Here is a 22029-nt window from a genome sequence, read left to right as displayed (position 1 = left end):
TTCCGTGGGAGCGCTCTGCGTCAGAGTGGAGCCATGGGAATCGATTGCGAGGAACCCACCCGGGTCGCACGGGAGTTGGTCGAGGAGTGGTACCCCGACGCGGTGGCGGCGATTCTCGGCGGGAGCTCGGTGACCGCTCGGCGCACGCCGCACTCCGACCTGGACGTCGTGGTGCTGCTCGCCGGTGAGCGGGAGCCGTCCAGGACCAGCCTGCGGTTCGGCGCGTGGCCGGTCGAGCTGTTCGTGCACACCGAGGCCAGCTGGTGGTGGTTCGTGCGCAAGGAGATTCCGCGGCGGCGGTCGTCGATGCTCTCGATGTGCGCCGAGGGAGTCGTGATCCTGGACCGGGACGGAACCGGCGCCCGACTGCGGGACGAGGCCCGGCGTTTGACGGCGGCGGGGCCGCCCGTGGTGACACCGGACGAACTGGAGGACCGGCGCTACGGCCTCACCGACCTCCTCGACGACCTCGCGGGCTGCGCTCACGCGGGCGAGCGGCTTTTCATCGTCACGGAGATCGCCCGCCGGACCTGCGAGTTGATCCTCCTGCGTACGGGGACGTGGCTGGGCGGCGGGAAGTGGCTTGCGCGGCGCGTGGACGAGGTGCGGCCGGGGTTCTCCGCCGAGCTGGAGTGCATGGTGCGGGAGGCCCTGGAGGGCAGGCCGGCACGCCTTGTCGCGCTGGTGGACGAGGTGCTGGCGCCGTCCGGCGGGCGGCTGTGGGATGGATACCGGCGTACCGGTTACCCCTCATCCGCTGCCCCGGCTTCGCACACAGGTCCGTAAACCGTGCTGCGCGGCGGCTCCGCGCGGCGCACTCTGGTGGCATGACCTGGCAGACACCCATCATCGTCCACCCGCCCGCTCCCGACGGCGGACGGCGCGTGACCGTGCGCGGGCAGCCCGTCGGCGTCGCACGCGACGACCGCGACCTGGTGGAGTTCCTGCGCCGCGCGGGCCTGGGCGACGCCGACATAGCCCTGGACGACCCCCACCTCGTGGAGTGGCGGGGCAGCGGGGCACATGTGTGGGCAACGGGTGCGTGAGCCTCTCCGGGGGCGCCTTCCCCCCTGGCGTCCGCACCGGACTCACGGGCGGGAGACGTGAGTTGCCCCCGCCCGGCCCAAAGGTCCCGGCCGTACGGCGAAGCCCTTCGGCGGCAAGCCGACCGGGGCCGCAGCAGCCGGGGCCTGTCGGCAGAGGCGCCCGGCGAGCGCAGGTCGGCCGCTCAGTGCCGACCGACTGCCCCGGATATGGCGCGGGGTGCTCCCCCGAGCCGGGGCCGGCATCTGTGCAACGGCAGCGACAGCGGCGGACAGGGGAGCCAGCCGGCAGAGGCGCCCAGCGAGCGGAAGGCGGCCGCACAGTGCCGACCCACTGCCCCGGATACGGCGCGGGGTACTCCCCCGAGCCGGGGCCGGCATCTGTGCAACGGCAGCGACAGCGGCGGACAGGGAGCCAGGCGGCGAGCAGCCCCTGGAAGACGGCAGCCGTACGGGGCCGACCTGACCATCCGGACAGGGCAACGGGCAGGGCAACGGGCAGCAGGCGAGCCGAGTCTCCGCCCCCACACACCTGCGCCACGGCAGCAGCGAGCCAGGAGAGGCGAGCGGCGAGTGGCTCCTCCCGACCATTGCGGCAGGCAGTCGCACAAGGCCGACCCGCCCACTTGGGTATGGCGCCGGACAGCACCCCACGCCGTGTCCCGTCCAGGAGAGACCCCCGCGTGCGGCTTCCGAACCGTGCGGGAGGTGGCTGCTCCGTGCCGGCCTGCCGGTCCGGGCAGTGCCCGTGCTGTACCCCGTCCCCTGGCACCTGCAGCGCGGCAGCCGCTCGGGAGGGCGGTGTCCCCGCAGGGGGCAGGGAGGCAGCCGCACCGTGGCGGTCCCGATGTCGCGCCGGGCGGTGCTCGCGCTCGCGCCCCTGCCCCTAGCACGTGCCGCCCCCGCCCCCTCCCAGCCGCGCTTCGACACCCCGCGCCGTTCCCCCGTGCGGCCTACACCGTTGCCCCGTTCGCGCGGCTGCGATCGCGGGCGCGGGGGTCCCTACTTAGCGTTTCCGGCATCGAGGCGCATATCTGGTGAAAGCGGAAGAAGGTCCGCGGCTGCTCCTCGGGGACCCGGAGGAAACATCATGCGCGCGATATCCGTCGCGTCGGCCACTCTTCTCGCCGCCACCGCCCTGACTCTCTCCGCCTCCACAGCTTCCGCGGCCGTCGCGGACGACACCGAGACGAACAACAACATCACTTCGTTCGGCTTCCGCGTCACCCCGTCCACGATCGCCGCCGGCGGCCAGGTCACGCTCAGCGTGGACGGCTGCGAGGGCGACGCCAAAGTGACGTCCGGTGTCTTCGACGACGCCCATATCCCCAAGGGGCAGCAGTCCGTCTCCGCGATGGTCTTCCCCGACGCCAAGCCCGGCGCGATGTACGAGGTGACCTTCGACTGCAAGGGCGAGACGGGGACCACGGACCTCACCATCGCCACGGGGCGCCCGACCTCGCACCCCACTCACCACCCCACCTCGCACCCGACCGGCGCCCACCGAGGGGTCAAAGCCGGCGTCGGCGGCAGTCTCGGCGGCTTCGACCTGCACGAGATCGCTCTCGGCGGCGCCCTGATCGCGGGCACGCTCGGCACGGCGTACTACTGGACGCGCCGCCGTACCGGGGACGGCAAGTCCTGACCCACCCGCCGCACTGCCCGGTCGCCCGCTGAACACAGCGGCGACCGGGCAGCGGCATGCGGGCGGGCGCGAACCGCCGCCGGTCCGGCGCGGAAGGGGGGACGCGCCGGTCGGAGCGGGCAAAACTGCGCACACCCGTCGTTCGATGGCCCGGCGTGCGAGTGACGGGCCGGCCGGGGAGGGCGTGCCGGTATCAGGCCTGCGGTCAGATGCCGCGGCCCGCGTTCTCCGAGCGGCGGCGCATCCAGAACACCCCGCCACCGACCACCGCGGCCGCCACGAGGACCCCGCCGATCGCCATGTCGGTGCTGGTCGCCCCGATGTTGCTGCTGCCGCCCAGACCACCGCGGACACCACCGTGGATGACGGTGAACGCGTTGGGCTTGGTCAGGGGCGCGCTGTTGCCGCAGTGCACGGTGATGCTGTGGGCCCCCGGCGATGCATGGTGGTGGATCGTGGTGTTCGCGCTGGCCGTGCCGCCGCCCATGGTCTTCAGCTTGGTGTCGGGGAAGGCGTCCGACGTGACCTTGCTGCCGACGGCCTGGCAGGCCGAGCCGTCGACCGTGACCGTCAGCTGGCCCCCGCGGGGGATGACGCTCGGCATGGCGACGATGTTGGACGGATCGGCCCAGGCCGCTGCCGTCGGGGCGGCGAGGCCGACGACGGCACTCGCGGTGGCTGCGACCGCGAGGGCACGGGTGGTGCGCATACGGGTAGTACGCATGTGAATCCTCCGCGGAAGACGCCCCGGGGTAACCGTCCCCGGTCGATCGGCGAGAGCGCCTCCCAAACAGACCCTCAGATGCGGGGCACAGGCCCGCATTTCGGCGATCGGCCGTCCTGGTGAGGCGACACGCCGGGGCGCGAACGCAACTGCGGATATTGCCGCAGGTCACGGACCGTCAGAAATTTCCTGCGGGCCGCGACTCGGATGGCTCATGCCCGGTATGGCCGCCACCCGTTCGCTCCCGCTCTGTCGCCCGCCGCGCGCGCCGCGCTTAGCGTTCTTGTACGCGCAACGGACGCGGTTCCAGTGCCGCGTTGAGAGGGGATCAGTAAATGCCTTCGTCCCAGCCGGCCGATGAAGAGGAGCAGCAGAGGAAGCGCGCGCCGTGGGGCGTTCTCGCGCTCGTTCTGCTGACCGGCCTCGCGCTGATCCGGAATGGCTCAGGGGAATTCGACGTGGGTCCGCCCCAGCCGGCGTCGGCCGCCGCGGCGGACCAGGCGCCCGACGGGGCGGGGCAGGGTGTCGCGCCGCTGACCTTCTCCCCCGCCGCGCGTGTGGGGATCAAGGGCATCCAGGTGGAGGCACCCGTCATGCCCGTCGGGCTCGACGACGAGGGCTGGGTGGACGCCCCGCCCCCGGAGGACCCCAACCTCGCGGGCTGGTTCACCGGAGCCGTCTCGCCGGGTGAGAAAGGCACGTCCGTACTCGTCGGCCATGTCGACAACGAACAGGGGCCCGCCGTCTTCTACGGTCTGGGTTCGCTGAAGAAGGGAAACCGCGTCGAAGTCCTGCGCAGGGACCGTAAGACCGCGGTTTTCGAGATCTACGGAATCGAAGTCTTCGAGAAGGACAATTTCCCGGGAGAACGTGTCTACGGCGACAAGGGAACTCCGGAACTCCGCGTCATCACTTGCGGCGGCGGATTCTCCAAGCGTGCCGGATACGACGGGAACGTCGTGGTGTTCGCCCGCCTGGTGGATGTGCGCTGACGGCGAATACGCCGAGGGAACACGGCACCGGGCGGGCGACGTGCCCGTCCTGGATTCCCGCTACATTCCGTAGCGGCTCGGCACGGTGATGCGGTAGCCCGAATCGAGGAGTTCGGGGAGATAGGTCCGCAGCGCGTCGACGCTCTGGGAACGGTTGCCGCCCGCGTCGTGCGAGAGTACGACGACACCGGGGGCCGCACCCGCCCGTACGCGTCGGATGATCGTGCGGGTGCCCGGTTCGGTCCAGTCCAGGGTGTCGACGGTCCAGGCGAGCGGTTCCATGCCCATCTCGGCGCCCAGCTGGAAGGCGTTGCGGTTCCAGGCCCCATAGGGCGCGCGGAACCAGGCCGGGGGTTCGCCCACGGCGTCCTCGACGACCTGGCAGGTGCGCTCGATCTCCGCGCGCATCGCGCTCCGGCTCATCTTCGGCAGGAGCGGATGGGACCAGGTGTGGTTGCCGATCAGATGCCCGTCGTCGGCCATCTCGCGCAGCAGGTCCTGGTTGTCGACGGCCATCTCGCCGCAGACGAAGAACATCGCGCGGACGTCGTGGCGGCGCAGCGTCTGCAGGATGCCCGGTGTGTAGCGGGGGTCGGGTCCGTCGTCGAAGGTCAGGACCATGGTGCGGTCCTGCCCGTCCAGGCGCAGGATCGGCTCTTTACGGACGCGGGGCATGCGGCGCGGGGCGTGCGGCGGGCCGTTGCCCGCCATGGGCTGGAGGCGGTAGGCGGAGGGCTTGAGGGCGCGTGCGGCGGGCGGACCGCCGGCCGCCGCACCGCCGCCGGTGGCCGTGGGGCCCGGCGTGCCCGGCCGTTCCGTGCCCGCGCATCCTGCGGTCGCGGCCAGACCGAAGACAGCGGCGGCGCGCAGAAGCGCGCGACGCCCTGGAGTCATCTGATCCTTTTTCATGACTAATCCGTCGCATGGCGGAAGCCCGGCGCGGATCATCAACACCACGGCACCCCGCGAAAGCACCCGATGGGACCAGCACGAACGGGAGCGGGATCAGCGGCGGCGCACGAGCGGGAAGGGCAGCGTCTCCCGGATCGTCAGACCGGTGAGGAACATGACGAGGCGGTCGACGCCGATGCCGAGGCCGCCGGTGGGCGGCATCGCGTACTCCAGGGCGTCGAGGAAGTCCTCGTCCAGCTCCATCGCCTCCGGGTCTCCCCCGGCGGCGAGCAGAGACTGCGCGGTGAGGCGGCGGCGCTGCTCGACGGGGTCGGTCAACTCCGAGTAGGCCGTGCCCAGTTCGGTGCCGAAGGCGACCAGGTCCCAGCGCTCGGCGAGGCGCGGGTCGGTGCGGTGCTGGCGGGTCAGGGGTGAGACGTCGGTCGGGAAGTCCTTGTAGAAGGTGGGCAGCTTCGTCTTCTCCTCGACGAGGCGCTCGTACATTTCGAGCACGACGTCACCGCGGCCGTCGTCGGGCTTGTACGGGACGTCCGCGCGATCGCAGAGCCGGTGCAGGCGCGGCAGCGGGGTGGCCGCGTCGACTTCCTCGCCGAGCGCCTCGGAGATCGCGCCGTAGACCGTCTTGACCGGCCACGGTCCGGAGATGTCGTGCTCGGTCAGACGCCCGTCCGCGTCGGCCTTGCGGGCGACGGGTGCGCCGAAGGCGGCGGTGGCGGCGCCCTGGATGAGTTCGCGGGTGAGGTCGAGCATGACGTCGTAGTCGGCGAACGCCTGGTAGGCCTCCAGCATCGTGAACTCGGGGTTGTGCTTGTAGCTCACGCCTTCGTTGCGGAAGGTGCGGCCCATCTCGAAGACCTTCTCCATGCCGCCGACGCAGAGCCGCTTCAGATACAGCTCGGGCGCGATGCGCAGATAGAGGTCGAGGTCGTAGGCGTTGATGTGCGTGGTGAAGGGGCGGGCGTTGGCGCCGCCGTGGATCTGCTGGAGCATCGGCGTCTCGACTTCGAGGTAGCCGCGGTCGAGCAGCCCCTGCCTCAGGGCCTGTACGGCGGTGGAGCGGGCCCTGACGACGTCGCGGGCCCCGGGGCTCGCCACCAGGTCGAGGTAGCGGCGGCGGACCTTGGCCTCGGGATCGGCGAGGCCGCGCCGCTTGTCGGGCAGCGGGCGCAGGCACTTGCCGGTGAGCTGCCAGGCGGTGACGAAGACGGTGAGCTCGCCCTTGTCACTGGTGCCGACCGTGCCGGTGGCGGTGATGTGGTCGCCGATGTCGGTGCCGGAGGCGAAGCGGTCCAGGACTCCGGGCCCCGACCTGTCGCGTGTCAGGGCCAGTTGCCGGTCCCCCGACCAGTCGCGCAGGACGGCGAAGACGACCCCGCCGAAGTCGCGTACGAGCATGACGCGCCCCGCGACCGTGACCTGCTCCCCCGTCAGGGCGGGCAGCACCTCGGCGAGGGTATGGGTGCGCGGCGGGAGGCCCACCGGATAAGGGTCGACGCCGTCGGCGCGCAGCCGGTCGAGCTTGCGGTGGCGGATGCGGACCTGGTCGGGGAGCCCGGTGAGCGGGTCGGCGTCCGCGCCGTCCCCGTGGCCCGCGAGGCCGAGGGCGGAGATCGGCGGGAGTCCCGCCGTGCTGGCCGGCTTGGTGACGCCCTTGGATCCGCGGCCCTTGCCCCAGAGCTTGCGCAGCGAGGGTACGGAGACGAAGCCCTCGGCGATGCCCGACGCCAGGCTGATCCGGGCGAGGGCTCCGGCATCTCCGTAACAGATGAAGCGGGGATACCACTCGGGGTGGTACTTGGCGTTGGAGCGGTAGAGGGCTTCGAGCTGCCACCACTTGGAGAAGAAGAGGAGCAACTTGCGCCACAGGCGCAGGACGGGCCCGGCCCCGATGCGGGCGCCCTCCTCGAAGACCGAGCGGAACACGGCGAAGTTCAGGGAGATGCGGCGCACCCCGGACTTGCCCGCGCCCGCGCAGAGCTCGGCGACCATGAACTCCATGACGCCGTTGGGCGCGGTCGCCCGGTCGCGGCGCATCAGGTCCAGGGAAATGCCGTCCTTGCCCCAGGGGACGAGGGAGAGCAGAGCGATGAGCCTGCCGTCGGCGTCCAGGGCCTCGACGAGCAGACAGTCGCCGTCCTCGGGGTCGCCGAGGCGGTCGAGGGCCATCGAGAAGCCGCGCTCGGTCTCGGTGTCCCGCCAGGCGTCCGCCTTGTCGATGATCTCCTCCATCTCCTCGTCGGTGAGGGTGGAGTGGCGGCGGATACGGGTGGTGGCGCCGGTGCGGCGGACACGGTTCACGGCCTGCCGCGTGACGCGCATGTCGCGCCCGTCCAGGTCGAAGTCCGCCACGTGCAGGATCGCCTCGTCGCCGAGTTGCAGCGCGCCGAGCCCGCAGCGTGCGTATGCGGTGGCGCCCTCCTCGGAGGCGCCCATCACGGCCGGGGCCCAGGCGTACTGCCGGGCCACGTCCAGCCAGGCGCCGATCGCGTGCGGCCAGGCCTCGCGGTCGCCGACGGGGTCGCCGCTGGCCAGGCAGACGCCCGCCTCGACGCGGTAGGTGACGGCGGCCTTGCCGCTGGGCGAGAAGACCACTGCCTTGTCGCGCCGGGTTGCGAAGTAGCCGAGCGAGTCCTGAGCGCCGTACGTGCCCAGGAGCGCGCGGATGCGGGGTTCCTCGTCGCCGTGCAGGGCGGCTTCCATGCGCTGGGAGCGGAAGAGGGTCGCGGCGGCGTTCAGGAGGGCGAGGGCGCCGAAGAGGCCGAGCCAGAAGTGCAAGGCGCGCGGGGGCCTGCCGTCGAAGTAGTCGCCGCCGGTGAAGAGCCCGCCGCAGACGCGGTCCGCCGCCCACAGCAGGGCCTGGCCGCGCGGCAGCGTACCGGGGAAGAGCGCGACGAGACCCCAGCCGAGCAGGACCGCCGCGGCGAGGCCCGCGACGAGTACGAGGACGGCACGCCGGACGGCGCCGCGGCGGGAGTCCGCCGAGAACTCCTTGCGGGCCATGACCAGGAGGACGAGGGCGACGGAGCAGACGATCAGGGAAGGGAGCGAGTCCGCCCAGAACCCCAGGGCGATGCCCAGCACGTCGAAGGCGAGGAGGATCCCCAGATAGATGACGACCAGCCACCACGCGACCTTCTTGCGGGCCGCCGTGGCCGCGGCGAGAAGGAAGAGGAAGACGGCGTAGGCCAGGTTCGGGCTCACCGGGACCGTGAGGAGGTCCAGGACGCGGACCACCGGGCGCAGGAGGCGGCGCAACGGTCCGATGATCGCGAGGATCGCGCAGAAGAGGCCCAGGACGCCGAAGAAGGTGGCGAAGCCTTCCGGCACGTGTCCCAGGAAGCGGTTCTTCGCGTGCCGCTGTGGTGCGGCGGCGCTCTCCACGCTGGTGCTCATGGATCGACCCTAGAAAGGGTCGGGCCGCGTCGCTCGCCGAAGCCCTGCCGACCCCGGCGGGACGTCCCGCCGGGGGACGTCCGCCCGCACCGGAGGTGCCGCGGCGGCTCCGATAGCCTCTCGGCGTGACTGAAGACCACTCCCACCAGTTCGAACGCGGTACCGACGGCCCCAAGGTGATCGTCGTCGGTGTCGACGGGTCCTCCTCGTCGCTCCGGGCCGCGGCATATGCCGGAGGCCTGGCGCGGCGGCAGCACGCGCTGCTCGCCGTCGTCTATGTCCAGCCGGTGATGGCCGCGGGCGCCGCACTCGGCGCCCCGGTGGCCGACACGACCGACGAGATCGCCGAGTCACTGATCACGGAGATCAGAGACGCGGCCGAGCGGGTGAAGGACATATTCGACGTGCGCTGGGAGTTCCACACCTTCCGCGGCGACCCCTACAGCGGCCTGGTCACCGCGGCCGACGACCTCAAGGCCGACGCCGTGGTCGTCGGCGCCTCCGAGCAGGCAGGACACCGGATCGTCGGCTCGGTCGCGGTACGCCTGGTCAAGGCGGGCCGCTGGCCGGTCACCGTGGTGCCGTAACCCGCCCGTCACCGTGGTGCCGTAACCCCCGGCGGCCAGACTGCTGAACCCGCACATGCACAAGGGGTGTGGTGTCTTCCGTCACGGGCACGCCCGGGCCATCATGATCCGCCATCAGCCGACTGCCGTCTGCGAATAAAGGTGGAGCTCATGGCCGGACTCCGGATGGGACAGGGCGTTCTGCGCCGCAAGCCCATCGAGCACATCGACGAGACCGAGGGGGGCGCGGGTGGCGGGCTCTCCCGCTCGCTCGGCCTCTGGCAGCTCACCGCGATCGGCGTCGGCGGCATCATCGGCGCCGGCATCTTCACCCTCGCCGGGACGGTGGCCAACGGCACGGCCGGGCCCGCCGTCCTCATCTCCTTCCTCATCGCCGGTGTCGCGAGCGCGGCGGCGGCCTTCTCGTACGCCGAGTTCGCGGGCCTGATCCCGAAGGCGGGGTCGGCGTACACCTACGGGTATGTGGTCCTCGGCGAGCTGGTGGGCTGGTTCATCGGCTGGGACCTGCTCCTGGAGTACACGGCGATCGTGGCGGTGGTCGCGATCGGCATCTCGGGCTACTTCAACTTCCTCCTGAACGACATGGGAGCCCAGCTGCCCGACTGGATGCTGGGCGCGCCCGGCACCGGCGACGGCCACAAGGTCGACCTGTTCGCCGCGGTCCTGTGCCTGCTCATCGCCTACCTGCTGACCCTCGGCATCAAGAACGCGGCCCGCTTCGAGATGGTCGTGGTCGTCCTGAAGGTCATCGTGGTGCTCGTGGTGATCGCGGTCGGGTTCTTCCACATCAACACCGGCAACTACAAGCCGTTCTTCCCCTTCGGCGTCAGCGGGGCGTTCACGGGTGCGGCCACGGTGTTCTTCGCCGTCTTCGGCTACGACGCGATGAGCACCGCCGCCGAGGAGTCCAAGGACGCGCAGCGCCACATGCCGAAGGCGATTCTCTACTCTCTCGCCATCTCGATGGTCCTGTACGTCCTCGCCTGCCTCGTCCTCACCGGCATGCAGAGCTACAAGGACATCGACCCGGAGAGCGGCTTCTCCACCGCGTTCAAGTCGGTGGGCCTGGGCGGTCTCGCCGATGTCATCGCGGTCGGCGCGATCATCGGCATCCTCACCGTGATGTTCACCTTCATGCTGGGCGTCACCCGCGTGTGGTTCAGCATGTCGCGCGACGGGCTCCTTCCGAAGTGGTTCGCCAAGACGCACAAGACCCGGCACGTGCCGACGCGCGTGACGTGGATCGTCGGGTTCGCGTCGGCCGCCATCGCCGGGTTCCTGCCGATCGGCGAGGCGGCCGAGCTGACCAACATCGGGATCCTGCTGGCCTTCGTCGTGGTGTGCGTCGCGGTGATCGTGCTGCGCTACAAGCAGCCCGAGCTGCCGCGTTCGTTCCGCTGCCCCGGCATGCCGGTGGTGCCCGCGATCGGCGTCGTCTTCTCGATCTGGCTGATCACGTTCCTGCAGTGGCAGACGTGGGTGCGGTTCGCGGTGTGGTTCGCGGTCGGCCTCATCGTGTACTTCGCGTACTCGTACCGGAAGTCGGAACTGGCGAAGGCCGACCGCGTTCCCTAGCGGGGGCGCTCAGGCGCTCTCGATCGACTTCTGGAACTCGCGTGCCATCTGCTCCAGGCCCTTGTTCTTCCACTCCGCCCAGAAGGGCTTCCATTCACTGAGCTTCTTGCGGCCGCTCACGATGTCGTTCACGAGGTCGGTCGCCTCCGTCGACATGCGGCCGTAGTGCTGGGTATAGGCGTCCGAGTAGTGGCCGACCGTGGGGTTCTGGACCGCTGTCCCGATGAGCTTCTGCTCGGCGGCGTAGACGTCCTTGACGTCCCGGGAACGCTCCGTGCCCGGGAAGGCGGATGCCACGAGCGCGAAGGGCGAGGTCGTTGCGGTGGTCAGTCCGCTGAAAAGCCCCTCGACCTGCTGCTTGCCCTTCTTCGTACGGTCCGGGAAGCCGTTCTTGTCGTAGGTGAAGTCCTCGCCCTGCGTGCCGAATTCGAGGAACTCGCGCTCCTTGGTGCCGAACGGCGCGGCCAGGTAGTTGAGCACGCCGAGCAGCATGCGCACACGCTTTTCGTCGCCCTTCCTGATGGCCGTGTAGCCGATGGTGCCGAGGTGGTAGTGGTGGTTGGGCTTGTTGCCGCCCGCACCGAAGGGGATCAGGAATTCGGTGGCCACTTCCGGGTCCTGGACCCGGATGTCCCTGCGCGCGTTGAACGGGTTGGCGTGGACAGTGGCACCGATCGATCCCTGCGCCAGCTTTGTGTTCGCATCTGCCATCTTGGGGTTGCCCGGGTAGAACACCCCGGCCTTCTTCAGCTTGAGGACGAAGTTCAGGGTTTCGGTGTACTCGTCGGTCTCCTGCCACCAAGTGAGCGAACCGTCCTTGTTCTGCCGCCACTTGTTGGGCGCCCCGAAACACTGGCTCAGCACGCTGGCCGCATTGACGTAGATCGGTTCAAGGGCCCAGACCTTGCCGCCCGTGACCTCCTTGCACTTGGCGAGGAACTCCTCGGGGCTGGACGCCGAGAAGCCGTCTGCCTTCTCCCAGACCTTCGGGTTGCCGCCGTACAGCTGGCCGACAGCCGGATACGGGCTGGGCGCGCCCCAGATCTTGCCGTTGACCACCGCCGTCTTCCAGTGCGCGGGAGTCATCGCGGCGAGGTTCGGATAGTCCTTCACCGCGTCGCCCGACACGTACTCCGTGATGTCCGCGCACTTGGCCTCGAGGAGTTCGGCGATGTGCTGGATGCCCTGGTTCGGCGGTATCCACAGCAGGTCGGGCAGTTCGCCGCCCGCGATGACGGCGGAGAACTTCTCCTCGTAGCCGGGGTCGGTGCCCAGGATCGCTTCCAGGTCGACGCCGAGTTCCTTGTTCACCTTCTGCCAGTGGTCGTTGGATCCCGCGGGGGCCGGCGGCTGCGTCCAGATCTCGGTGAGCACGGTGATCTTCGACCCGTCGCCGGGAGGCTTCGGGACGCTGCGCACCAAGTCCTTCGGGTACGACAGGAACCCCGCCGAGAGGCCCTTCGCATTGGGCGGCAGGTCGGGCTTGACCTTGCCGAAGGGGAGGTACGAGGGCAGCTTCACCTTGGACGATGCCGCCTCGCCCGTCTTCTTCGCACCCGAGCCGCAGCCCGTCAGCGAGGTGGCGGCCGCGCCCGCCGCGACGGCCGTGGAGAGACTGAGGAAGGTGCGTCGGGACATGCCTGTCATGGGAATCTCCGCAAAAGGTGTCAGGAGGTGTCAGGGGAGGCGGCAGTTCAGCCCTTGATGGCGCCGGTGAGCACGCCCTTGGTGAAGTACTTCTGCAGGAAGGGAAAGAGCAGCAGGATCGGGATGAGCGCGATCATGACGACCGCCATGGAGATCGACTGCTGGGGCGGCATGTGGCTGACGCCGAGCTGGTCGCCCGAGATGGACTTGCCCTGGACCACGTAGGTCCGCAGGACCAGCTGGATGGGCCACTTGCCCGAGTCGTTCAGGTAGAGCATCGCGTTGAAGAACGCGTTCCAGTACGTCACCGCGTAAAAGAGGCCGACGACGGCGACGACTCCCTTGGACAGCGGCAGCACGATGCGGGTCAGGATCCGCCAGTCACCCGCGCCGTCGATCCGCGCCGCCTGGTACAGCTCCTCGGGGATGTTCATGAAGAACGCCCGCAGGACGACGAGATTGAAGGCGTTGATCATGACGGGCAGGATCAACGACCAGTAGGAGTCCAGGAGTCCCAGCTCCTTGACCACCACGTACATCGGCACCATGCCCGGCACGAAGAGCAGCGTGAAGAGCACCATCAGGAGGATCGGCTTGCTGCCGGGGACACCGCGCTTGCTGAGGCCGTAGGCGAGCGCGATCGTCGTCAGGAGCGAGAGTGCCGTGCCGACGAGGGTGACCAGGACGCTGACGACGACGGCCCGGGAGACGATGCCTCCGGAGAGGATCGTCCGGTACGCCTCCAGGGTCGGGTCCGTGGGGAAGAGGACGAAGCCGCCCGCCTCGGTGATCTCCTCGCGGGAGGCCAGGCTGGTGGAGAGGACCGTGAGGAAGGGCAGGATCATCACGGCGCAGATGACCGTGATGACGACGGCCTTGGCGGTCGAGCCGATCTTCGACGGCGGTTCTTCCCAGGCGGGCCGCTCCTCGCGGGTCCGCGGGGTGCGCAGGGGGAATCCGAAGCTGCTCATTTGCTGTACACCCCATGCTCTCCGAAGGCGTGGGCGACCTTGTTGGCGCCGTAGATCATCAAGGCTCCGATGACGCCCTTGACCAGGCCGGCCGCGGCGCCGACACCCCAGTCGCCGTAGACGACGCCGTGGTAGTAGATGTAGGTGTCGAGGACTTCGGAGGCGCGGGCGCCGACCGCGTCGCGCTGGAGCAGGAACTGCTCGAAGCCGACGGAGAGGACGTCGCCGAGGCGCAGCACGAGCAGCATGATCGTGACGCCGCGCACGGCGGGCAGGGTCACGTGCCACATGCGCCGCCAGCGCCCGGCGCCGTCGACGGCCGCCGACTCGTACAGGCTCTGGTCGACGCTCGCCAGCGCGGCCAGGTAAATGATCATTCCCCAGCCGATGTCCTTCCAGATCACCTGTCCGGTGATGAGGAGGGGGAAGGTGCCGGGGTCGGTCATCACGTCCAGGGCGGACATGCCGTGGTCGCGCAGGTAGTTGCTGAAGAGGCCCGCTCCGCCGAGGACCTGCTGGAAGAGCGCGACGACCAGGACCCAGGAGATGAAGTGCGGCAGATAGACGATGCTCTGCACGAACTTCTTGATGCGCGGGCTGACCAGGCTGTTGATCAGCAGGGCGAGGGCAAGGGGCGCCGGGAAGAAGAAGATCAGCTGGAGCGCGGCGAACGCCAGGGTGTTGCGCACCGCCTCCCAGAACGCCGGGTCGGCGAAGAGCTCCTGAAAGTTGGCGAGGCCCACGAGCGGGCTGTCCTTGAAGCCGATGAAGGGCTGGTAGTCCTGGAAGGCGATGACGTTGCCGAGCATCGGGACGTAGAAGAAGAACAGGAAGAAGAGCAGGCCAGGGGCCATGAGGGCGAGCATCACCCAGTTGTTCCGCAGTCGGACGCGGAGCGGGACGCGGCGGTGGCGCGACGGACTTGGGGACTTCGGGTCCGCCTTGGGATCCGACCCGGACGGTGGCGGCGACGCGGCTCGTGGCCTGCGTTGCGTTGCTGGGGATGTCACACGTACTCCCTGGCCTGGCGGCACGACGGAACAGAAAATGGCAGCCGACAGCCGTGACGGCCGTCGAGAGCCGGCCAATTAAGAAGCCAACTTGCCGAAAGAGAGCCACATCATCGAAGCGTGGCTCCCGCCCGTCAACCACTTCCCGGTCCTAGAGAGTTGGACTTTTCTGCGCGGCGTGATCGATGTGTTCCAGTGCGAGGCGGGCTGCCCCGATTGCGGTGGATTCCTCGCCGAGTGCGGAGGTTTGGACCGTCGGCCGGTAGGGGCAGAGCGCGCCGAGCCGCGCCGCGAAGGGCTCGCTGAGCAGGGCGCCCGCCCGTGAGATGCCGCCGCCGAGCACCACGGTCTGCGGGTCGAGTACGGCGACGTGGCGGGCCAGGCTGTCGGCGAGCGCCTCGGCGAAGGCGCGCAGGGTGTACCTGGCTCCGCCGTCGCCCGCTGCCGCCGCCGTCACCACGGCGCGTGCGGCGTTCTCGCGGGTGGGCCTGTCCGCGCTCTGGTGGCCCGCGTACCAGTCGAGAAGCCGCTGGTAGCAGCGCTGCCAGCCGTCCCCGGCGACCATCTCGCCTGCCGCGCCGCGGTGTCCGCGGTGCAGTTCGCCGCGCAGCCACAGGCCGATGCCGAGCCGGTTGCCGACGTACAGGTACACGCAGTCGTCGGCGCCCACCGACACTCCCCCGGTGCACTCCGCGAGGGTCGCCAGCTGGATGTCGTTGCCGACGACGACCGGGCCGTGGCCCGCGTCGGCCAGTTCGCGGGTGAGGTCGAGCCCCGTCCACTGGGGCAGCGAGTCGCTCTCCACCACCCGGCCCGCGGCGTCCACCATGCCGCTGGTGCCGACGCCGGTCGCCAGCGGGCGCACGTCCGCCGCGGCGGGCTGGGCCAGACAGCCCGCGATCGCCTCGCGGACGGCGTCCAGGCGCCCTTGCGCGGGGAGTTCGGGGGTGACGGCGACGCGCTGGGTGGCCACCGTGCGGCCGAGCAGGTCGGCGGCGTGCACCAGGATCTTGTGCGCGCCGATGTCCACGCCGAGGACGTGGGCGGCCTCGGCCCGGAACCGGAATCTGCGCGCCGGCCTGCCCACGCTGCCGCTGCCCGGCGTCAGCTCCACCAGGCGTCCCTCGCGCAGCAGCTGGGCCGTGAGGTCCTGGGCCGTGGGGCGCGAAACCCCGATGAGCGTGGCCAGTTCGGGCACGGTGATCTCGTCCCGCTGGCGCAGCACGCGCAGGGCGGCGGCCGCGTTGAGGCGGCGCAGCAGTGACGGGTCTCCGCTCGTGGCACTCGTGGGCCGATTCAAGGCGTCCCCCTTGACAGCGCGATCGGTTGATCTCCAGGGTGACCCGGAGCGATTGAGAAACTTACCTAATAAATAGCGCCCTTGGGGGAGCACAGATGGGTGAGACCGGTCATCCGGAGCTGGCATGCGGAATCGGCTCCTGGGACAGCGACGTCTACGGTAACCACCGGATCCTCGTACGAGCCGACACCACGGACACCTCGGACACCACGGCCCCGGCCGTCGCGGCCGAACTGCCGTGGCGTCGCCAGGATCCGGACCCCGCGGCGGTGGACGTGATCGTGGTCGGACCTTCCGGGGAGCGCGTGCGCAACACCGTGACCGTGGAGGTCACGGACGAGGCGGGGCGTATCGCCTTCGAACCGGCCGACGGCCCCGGCACCTACGCCGTGCACTACCTCCCGTACGCGCACACGGGCAAGCCCTACTACCCGCAGGCCGCCTACCGCCCCCCGACGCGGACCGCGGACCCCGGCTGGGTGCACCGCTGCGGCCTGCACGGCGCCACCGGCTGGGAGAAACTGCCGCGCGCCGAGGCCTTCTGCTACCAGGCGGCCAGCGCGGTCGACTCCTTCGCGCCGCTTGGCTTCGCGGCCACCGAGGACGAACGCACGCGGCTGCGGCAGACGTACGCGCACGAGCACTTCTTGCTCTTCGGCGAGGATCGCGCCCATCCCCTGGGCCGCTACGAACGACTGCCCGCGCGCTGGGCGCGGGCCACCGCCTTCGCCCCGCTGGACGTCACCGCGGACCGCGGGGAGTTCTACGCGGTGCAGGTCGGCGTCTACGCCCTCCAGGAACTGACGGACGTGCGCGCCGAGGCCCGCGGGCTGCCCTTCCCCGTACGGTGCGTCAGCACGGGCGGCATCGACGCGCGCGGCCGGGCCTTCGAGCGGCGCGTCACCGTCGGAGCGGGACGCGCGGGCGCCCTGTGGTTCGGCGTGGAGGTGCCCGGGGACGCCTCGCCCGGCCTGTACGAGGGGGAGATAGCCGTCAGCGCGCCCGGCGCCCCGGAGCGCGTGCTGCCGCTGCGCCTCACCGTCGGCCCGGACCTCGTCGCCGACGGGGGCGCCGGTGAGCCCTGGCGGCTCGCACGGCTGGGGTGGCTGGACTCGGCGCTCGCGCAGGACGACGAGCCGGTGGCGCCGTTCACCCCGGTCGAGGTCACCCCGCTGGAAGTCACGCCGGTCGAGGTCACCCCGGCCGAAACGGCGGGCGGACACCGGCTGACGATCCTGGGCCGCACGGTCGAGCTCGGCCCCGACGGACTCCCCCGGCAGCTCGTCTCCACCTTCACGCCGAGCGTCACGCGCACCGACGGACCGCCGCGGGACCTGCTCGCCGCACCCGTCACGCTGGACATCGGCCGCCCTCTGGAGCACGGCCCGCTCAGCCTGGACCGGCCGGGCCCGGCGCGGGTGCGCTGGTCGTCGCGGGCCGCCGGGAGCGACGTACTCCTGCGTACCGAAGGCGAGTTGGAGGCCGACGGGTTCCTCGTGGTGCGCGCCACGGTGGAGGCCACCGCCGACACCCGACTCGACGTGACGCTGGACGTACCGGTCCACGAGGAGATCGCGCGCTACGCGATGGGACTCGGCCTCACGGGCCGGGCGTGCCCGGCGGCATACGACTGGAACTGGGACACGCCCACCCGCAACCAGGACGCGTTCTGGCTCGGTGACCCGGCGGCGGGACTCCAGCTCAGCCTGCGTGACGAGCGCTACGCACGGCCGCTGAACACCAACTACTACCGGGAGAAGCCCCTGCGCACGCCCCGCTCCTGGGCGGGCGACGGCGCGGGCGGTGTGCGCCTTCGCACGAGCGAGGGCGTGCGCCGCCTGTCCGCCTTCAGCGGGCCGCTCGCGCTGCGCGCCGGCGAGAGCAGATGCTTCGAGTTCCGGCTGCTCCTGACCCCGTTCAAGCCGCTGGATCCGGCGCGACAGCTCTCCGAACGCTATTTCCACGCGTACGCCTCACCGACGGAGATCGCCGAGTACGGCGCGAACGTCGCCAATCTGCACCATGCGACACCGCCCAACCCGTACATCAACGACCCGCTCCTGGGCGCGGACGCGCTGCGTTCCTATACCGACGAGGCGCACCGGCTCGGCATCCAGGTCAAGGTGTACGACACCGTGCGCGAACTGACGCGCCACACGCCTGAGTTGCCGGTGCTCGCGTCGCTCGGCGACGAGATCTTCGCGCCGGGGCCCGGCGGCGGGCACGCGTGGCTGCGCGAGCATCTGGGCGGGGACTATGTGCCGGGCTGGGTGGCGCCCGACGTGGGGGACGTCGCGGTCGTCACGTCCGGCGACTCGCGGTGGCACAACTCCTATGTGAGCGGGATCGAGCGGCTGCGGCGGGTCGTCGGCGTCGACGGGCTCTATCTCGACGACGTGGCGTACGACCGGACGACCATGAAGCGCGTCCGCAAGGTCCTGTCCGCCTCCGGCGAGACACCGCCGCTGGTCGACCTGCACTCCTGCAACCAGTTCCGCGAGCCGGACGGGTTCGCGTCGAGCGCCAATCTGTACGCGGAACTGCTGCCCTACGTCGACCGGCTCTGGCTGGGAGAGCTCTTCGACTACGACGGTTCCGGCGGTGCGGACGGCGCCGCCGGAGGTGACCCCGCGTACTGGCTCGTCGAGATCTCCGGCATTCCCTTCGGCCTGATGGGCGAGATGCTGGAGGGCGGCGGCAATCCCTGGCGCGGGCTCGTCTTCGGGATGACGGCCCGGGCTCCCATGACGGACGTACGGCCCTTGTGGCGCGCCTTCGACCAACTCCGGCTGCCGGAGGCGGAGATGACGGGGTGGTGGGCCGCCGGCCCGGCATCGGTGGTCACCGGCCGGGACGATGTCCTGGCCACCACGTGGGAGGGACCCGGAGGAACCGTGACGGCCCTTGCCTCCTGGGCCGGCGCGCCGGTGGACGTCATCCTCGCCACGGCCTCGGGCCCCGTCGCCGCCCACGCCCCCGCGATCGAGGGCTTCCAGCCGGAGCGGAACTTCGCCGCGGGCGAGGCAGTGCGGGTGGAGCCGGGGCGGGGGTGGCTGGTGCGGGTCGGGTGAGCGCCCCTGTGGGCCCGGCCGGGCTGAGCATGCAGCCCGGCCGGAACCCCTGGGCCGCGGTCACGGCCGGTCGGGCCGGGGCCTGCCTGCCTCGTTCGCCTCCGCCTCGCGTGTGAGCGCCCGGGCGTCCGTCACCGGTCCCACCTGGCCGAGCCTGTCGGGGCGGACGTCTGTGACACGCGCGGAGATTTCCCGGCGGCGGGCCCGGTTACCTGCCCATCTTCAGGCCGTCCTTCCCCGCGCCTCGGCTCAGGACGATCCGGCGGATCCGGTCGCGGATGCCGGACACGTCGGCGCCGCGGTCAAGGGCCGCGTTCAGGTTGGTCACGCGCCCCGTGCCCGTGTTGAACCACGTGGGGATGAACTCGGCCTTCTTGACCTCCCAGCGTCCGCCGGAGGCCGCGGGCGGGTCGAACGTGAAGCGGCCCATGGTGCCCTGGTTGCCCCGCGGGTCGTTCGCGTCCTCGTCGTTGATCATGTCGCCGGCGATCTGGTCGCCCATGCCGTAGACGACCCAGGTCTTGTTGACCTTCTCGTACGCCTGGGGGACGTGCGCGTGGGTGCCGATGATCAGGTCGATGTCGGGGCGGTCCCCCGTGCGGGATTCCGTGAGCTGCTTGCCCAGGCTCAGCTGGTCTTCGTCCGGCTCGTCCTGCCACTCCGTGCCCCAGTGGACCGAGACCACGACCACGTCCGCGCCGGCCTTCCGCGCGGCGCGCGCGTCCTCGATGATCCGCTCGCGCTCCATGAGGTTGACCGTCCAGGGCTTGCCCTCGGGCAGCGGATTGTCGTTCGTGCCGTACGTATACGCGAGCTGCGCCACCTTCGCGCCGCCCGCGCGCAGCCAGGCGGGGGATCTCCCCTCCTCTGCGCTGCGGCCCGAACCCGCGTGCTTGACGCCTGCCTTGTCGAGCGCGCGGAGCGTGCGGTGCACCCCCGCGGCGCCGTCGTCGAGCGTGTGGTTGGAGGCGGTGGAGCAGGAGTCGTAGCCGGTGGCCTTCAGGGCGCGGGCGATCTGGGGCGGGGACTTGAAACTGGGGTAGCCGGTGTAGTCGCCGTCCTCGCCGTAGACCGTCTCCATGTGACAGATCGCCAGGTCCGCCTTGGACACGACGGGCTTCGCGCCCTTCAGCATCGGCTCGAAGTCGTAGCCGTCGCCCCCCGCGTCGGCGTTGGCCTGACTGATGATCGAGGAGTGCGGGAGCACGTCCCCGGAGGCGACGAGCGTGAAAGCGCGCGGGGCGTCGCGGGCACCGCCCGCCGCCGACGGCGCGGAGACCGGATCGTCCCGATTACCGCCCCCGGAGCCGGCCGGACGGTTTTCGCCGTGCTGCTTCGGATTCCGATCCCGCTCGGGCTTTTCGTGCGTCGTACAGGCGGCGGTCGCTGCGGCAGTGGCTCCGATCATTACCGCCGCCAGAACGGCGGTTCCCTGCGGTCTTCGCTGTGTCATCGTCCCGACTCCATGAATGGGGGGTATTCGGCAAAACGAATCCACATTCGGACAGATGGTCGAGTCAAGACGCAATGCCCCATAGTCCCTGAAAAGTATGAAAATCATCCAGCCATGTGACACGAAGAACACAGGGCGTCCGACCTGCGGCGAAACCGGGGCTTGGGTCAAGTCTCCGTAAAGCGCCTTGCTCAGGGCCCCTTGGGGTAATCGGCTGTCCTCATCCGTGTTCCGGATTGGGGGCCAGAAGCCGGCGACGCGCACGGATCGGAGGAAGGCGAGACGGGATGCTGCACGAGAGCCGAGGAGACACGGAGGGCCCGAGCGGTGACGAACTGGCCGTGCCGATGGCGTGGTTGTACGCCGAGTACATCGCGGACGAATTACTGCGCACCGGCGATTTGATGCCGCCGACATCTTTCGAATACCGCGCGGGGCGTGATGCTCTGGCCCTGACTATTTTTCTTGCCGACACGAATGGCGAACTGTCGGGCATCCGGGTGATCTCCCAGCTGGAGACCTGGCTGTCCCTGACCGCGTACGACCAGCCGTGGCTGGACTGGGTCGGCGAGCGGATGGCCGTGCTCACCGCGGACGCCGTCGCCTCCGGCGAGCCCGCGCCCGACCTGCAACTGGCCGACCTGGCGTGGCGGTGGCTGGAGGAGACGGAGTTGCTCGCACCCGATCTGGACGCGGTGCCGGGCGGTGGGTCGCCGGGCAGCGAGGACGACGGGCCCAAGGTGTGGACACCGGCGTGGCGCCTGGGGCTGCCGCTCGGGCATCTGGCGATCCATCTGTTCTGAAAGAGCTTCCGACCGGCCCCTGACGGCTTCCGACCGGCTCGTGGTGGCTACTGACGGCTTCCGACGAGGCCCCTGAGAGCTTCTGACGGCACATCAGTGGCGTCCCGGCGTCGCATCAGTGGCGGCCTGACGCCACGCGCAAGTGTTCGCGTCCCACGCCTTGAGTGATTCGGCGGTCCGCTGCGTACGGGAGGGCAGAAAAGCACCCCCTGCCCGACTCGTCACGCAAGGAACGCCATGAGGCCCCTGGAGCGGCATCGCGACGCCGGCGCCTACGCGCTCGGTGTCCTCGACGCGGCGGACACCTTCCGCTTCGACGATCACCTCATGGACTGCCCGCCGTGCCGGGCCGTGGTAGCGGAACTCGGCCCGACCGCAGCACAGTTGGCCGCCTACAGCCGACACACTCCGCCTCCCGTCGATCCGCTGGCCGCGCCCGGGCCGGGTCTCGCCGACAAGCTGCTCGGCGAGGCGGGACGGCTGCGCAGGGCAGGGCGCAGGCGGTGGCTGTGCGCGGTGGCGGCCAGCGTCGTGCTCGCGCTCGCGGCCCCCGCGACGGCGGTCCTGCGGTCCGGCGGGCCGGGTCCGGAACAGATCACCGCCCGCGACGGCCGCACCGGCGTCTCGGCGACCCTGACGGCGCGGGGCCGCGACTGGGGCACGGACGTCGGGCTGCGCGTCCTCGACCCGCACGGCGGCGCCCGCGTGTGCGAACTCGTCGCCGTCGCCACCGACGGCTCCGAGCAGACCGTGACGACATGGAAGGCCCCCGACGAGGCCGCGGGCGAGCCCGCGGCCGGTCTGTCGACACGGGGCGGCGCGGCCCTGTCCCGCGAGGACATCGCCCGCTACGAGGTACGCACGAGGGACGGACAGCGCCTGCTGACCCTGCCGCGCCCCTGA

Annotated in this window: 17 protein-coding genes; 9 read left to right on the top strand and 8 right to left on the bottom strand. The window is 70.6% G+C overall.

Annotated features, from left to right (window positions below):
* The first annotated feature begins 33 nt into the window (after positions 1-33).
* From ACWFR3_RS27945 to ACWFR3_RS27935, 3 genes are all read left to right on the top strand, one after another.
* A complete protein-coding gene (locus tag ACWFR3_RS27945) occupies positions 34-786 on the top strand; it encodes a nucleotidyltransferase domain-containing protein (protein WP_453737395.1) in 753 nt (250 codons plus the stop codon).
* 41 nt (positions 787-827) lie between these two features.
* On the top strand, positions 828-1046 hold the full coding sequence (locus ACWFR3_RS27940; RefSeq protein ID WP_453737394.1) for a hypothetical protein: 219 nt from the start codon (positions 828-830) through the stop codon (positions 1044-1046).
* A 1087-nt stretch (positions 1047-2133) separates the two neighbouring features.
* Entirely contained in the window at positions 2134-2688 is a 555-nt protein-coding gene (locus ACWFR3_RS27935) for a hypothetical protein (RefSeq protein ID WP_453737393.1), read from the top strand.
* Positions 2689-2893: 205 nt separating this feature from the next.
* Here the strand turns inward: ACWFR3_RS27935 and ACWFR3_RS27930 are convergent, their stop codons facing one another.
* Positions 2894-3397: a hypothetical protein gene (locus tag ACWFR3_RS27930; RefSeq protein ID WP_453737417.1), complete on the bottom strand. Its 504-nt coding sequence runs from the start codon at positions 3395-3397 to the stop codon at positions 2894-2896.
* A 350-nt stretch (positions 3398-3747) separates the two neighbouring features.
* On the opposite strand from ACWFR3_RS27930, the gene ACWFR3_RS27925 reads away from it, so the two are divergent.
* Entirely contained in the window at positions 3748-4404 is a 657-nt protein-coding gene (locus tag ACWFR3_RS27925; protein WP_453737392.1) for a class F sortase, read from the top strand.
* Between the two features lie 60 nt (positions 4405-4464).
* Here the strand turns inward: ACWFR3_RS27925 and ACWFR3_RS27920 are convergent, their stop codons facing one another.
* Together ACWFR3_RS27920 and lysX are read right to left on the bottom strand one after the other, a co-directional pair.
* Positions 4465-5313: a polysaccharide deacetylase family protein gene (locus ACWFR3_RS27920; RefSeq protein ID WP_453737391.1), complete on the bottom strand. Its 849-nt coding sequence runs from the start codon at positions 5311-5313 to the stop codon at positions 4465-4467.
* Positions 5314-5409: 96 nt separating this feature from the next.
* Positions 5410-8709 carry a bifunctional lysylphosphatidylglycerol synthetase/lysine--tRNA ligase LysX gene (gene lysX / locus ACWFR3_RS27915; protein WP_453737390.1) on the bottom strand — a complete coding sequence of 1100 codons (3300 nt, stop codon included), beginning with the start codon at positions 8707-8709 and terminating at the stop codon, positions 5410-5412.
* 125 nt (positions 8710-8834) lie between these two features.
* Between lysX and ACWFR3_RS27910 the strand changes: the two genes are divergently transcribed.
* Both ACWFR3_RS27910 and ACWFR3_RS27905 read left to right on the top strand, forming a co-directional pair.
* Positions 8835-9296 (top strand): universal stress protein, encoded by a 462-nt coding sequence (locus ACWFR3_RS27910; RefSeq protein ID WP_453737389.1) that lies wholly within the window; start codon positions 8835-8837, stop codon positions 9294-9296.
* Positions 9297-9446: 150 nt separating this feature from the next.
* Positions 9447-10871 carry an amino acid permease gene (locus tag ACWFR3_RS27905; protein ID WP_453737388.1) on the top strand — a complete coding sequence of 475 codons (1425 nt, stop codon included), beginning with the start codon at positions 9447-9449 and terminating at the stop codon, positions 10869-10871.
* Between the two features lie 9 nt (positions 10872-10880).
* Here ACWFR3_RS27905 and ACWFR3_RS27900 read toward each other — a convergent pair whose 3' ends face one another.
* The 4 genes from ACWFR3_RS27900 to ACWFR3_RS27885 form a co-directional block, all read right to left on the bottom strand.
* Positions 10881-12509, bottom strand: a complete 1629-nt coding sequence (locus ACWFR3_RS27900; RefSeq protein WP_453737387.1) for an extracellular solute-binding protein — start codon at positions 12507-12509, stop codon at positions 10881-10883.
* A 56-nt stretch (positions 12510-12565) separates the two neighbouring features.
* Positions 12566-13489, bottom strand: a complete 924-nt coding sequence (locus tag ACWFR3_RS27895; protein ID WP_453737386.1) for a carbohydrate ABC transporter permease — start codon at positions 13487-13489, stop codon at positions 12566-12568.
* On the bottom strand, positions 13486-14343 hold the full coding sequence (locus tag ACWFR3_RS27890) for an ABC transporter permease (RefSeq protein WP_453737385.1): 858 nt from the start codon (positions 14341-14343) through the stop codon (positions 13486-13488). The genes ACWFR3_RS27895 and ACWFR3_RS27890 overlap by 4 nt, the downstream gene beginning before the upstream one ends.
* A 307-nt stretch (positions 14344-14650) precedes the next feature.
* The gene (locus ACWFR3_RS27885; protein ID WP_453737384.1) at positions 14651-15799 is read right to left on the bottom strand and encodes an ROK family protein; all 1149 of its coding nucleotides are present in this window, start codon (positions 15797-15799) and stop codon (positions 14651-14653) included.
* Between the two features lie 95 nt (positions 15800-15894).
* Between ACWFR3_RS27885 and ACWFR3_RS27880 the strand changes: the two genes are divergently transcribed.
* Entirely contained in the window at positions 15895-18870 is a 2976-nt protein-coding gene (locus ACWFR3_RS27880) for a glycoside hydrolase domain-containing protein (protein ID WP_453737383.1), read from the top strand.
* Positions 18871-19078: 208 nt separating this feature from the next.
* Here ACWFR3_RS27880 and ACWFR3_RS27875 read toward each other — a convergent pair whose 3' ends face one another.
* Complete coding sequence (locus ACWFR3_RS27875; RefSeq protein WP_453737382.1) at positions 19079-20323, bottom strand: CapA family protein; 1245 nt, start codon at positions 20321-20323, stop codon at positions 19079-19081.
* 287 nt (positions 20324-20610) lie between these two features.
* Here ACWFR3_RS27875 and ACWFR3_RS27870 point away from each other — a divergent pair, with 287 nt between their 5' ends.
* Together ACWFR3_RS27870 and ACWFR3_RS27865 are read left to right on the top strand one after the other, a co-directional pair.
* A complete protein-coding gene (locus ACWFR3_RS27870) occupies positions 20611-21126 on the top strand; it encodes a hypothetical protein (RefSeq protein WP_453737381.1) in 516 nt (171 codons plus the stop codon).
* Between the two features lie 237 nt (positions 21127-21363).
* Positions 21364-22029, top strand: a complete 666-nt coding sequence (locus ACWFR3_RS27865; RefSeq protein WP_453737380.1) for a zf-HC2 domain-containing protein — start codon at positions 21364-21366, stop codon at positions 22027-22029.

This window comes from Streptomyces sp. NPDC055189, from assembly GCF_053606765.1.
Note: the sequence above shows the minus strand (reverse complement) of the source record. Positions and strands in the feature narration are given on the sequence as shown.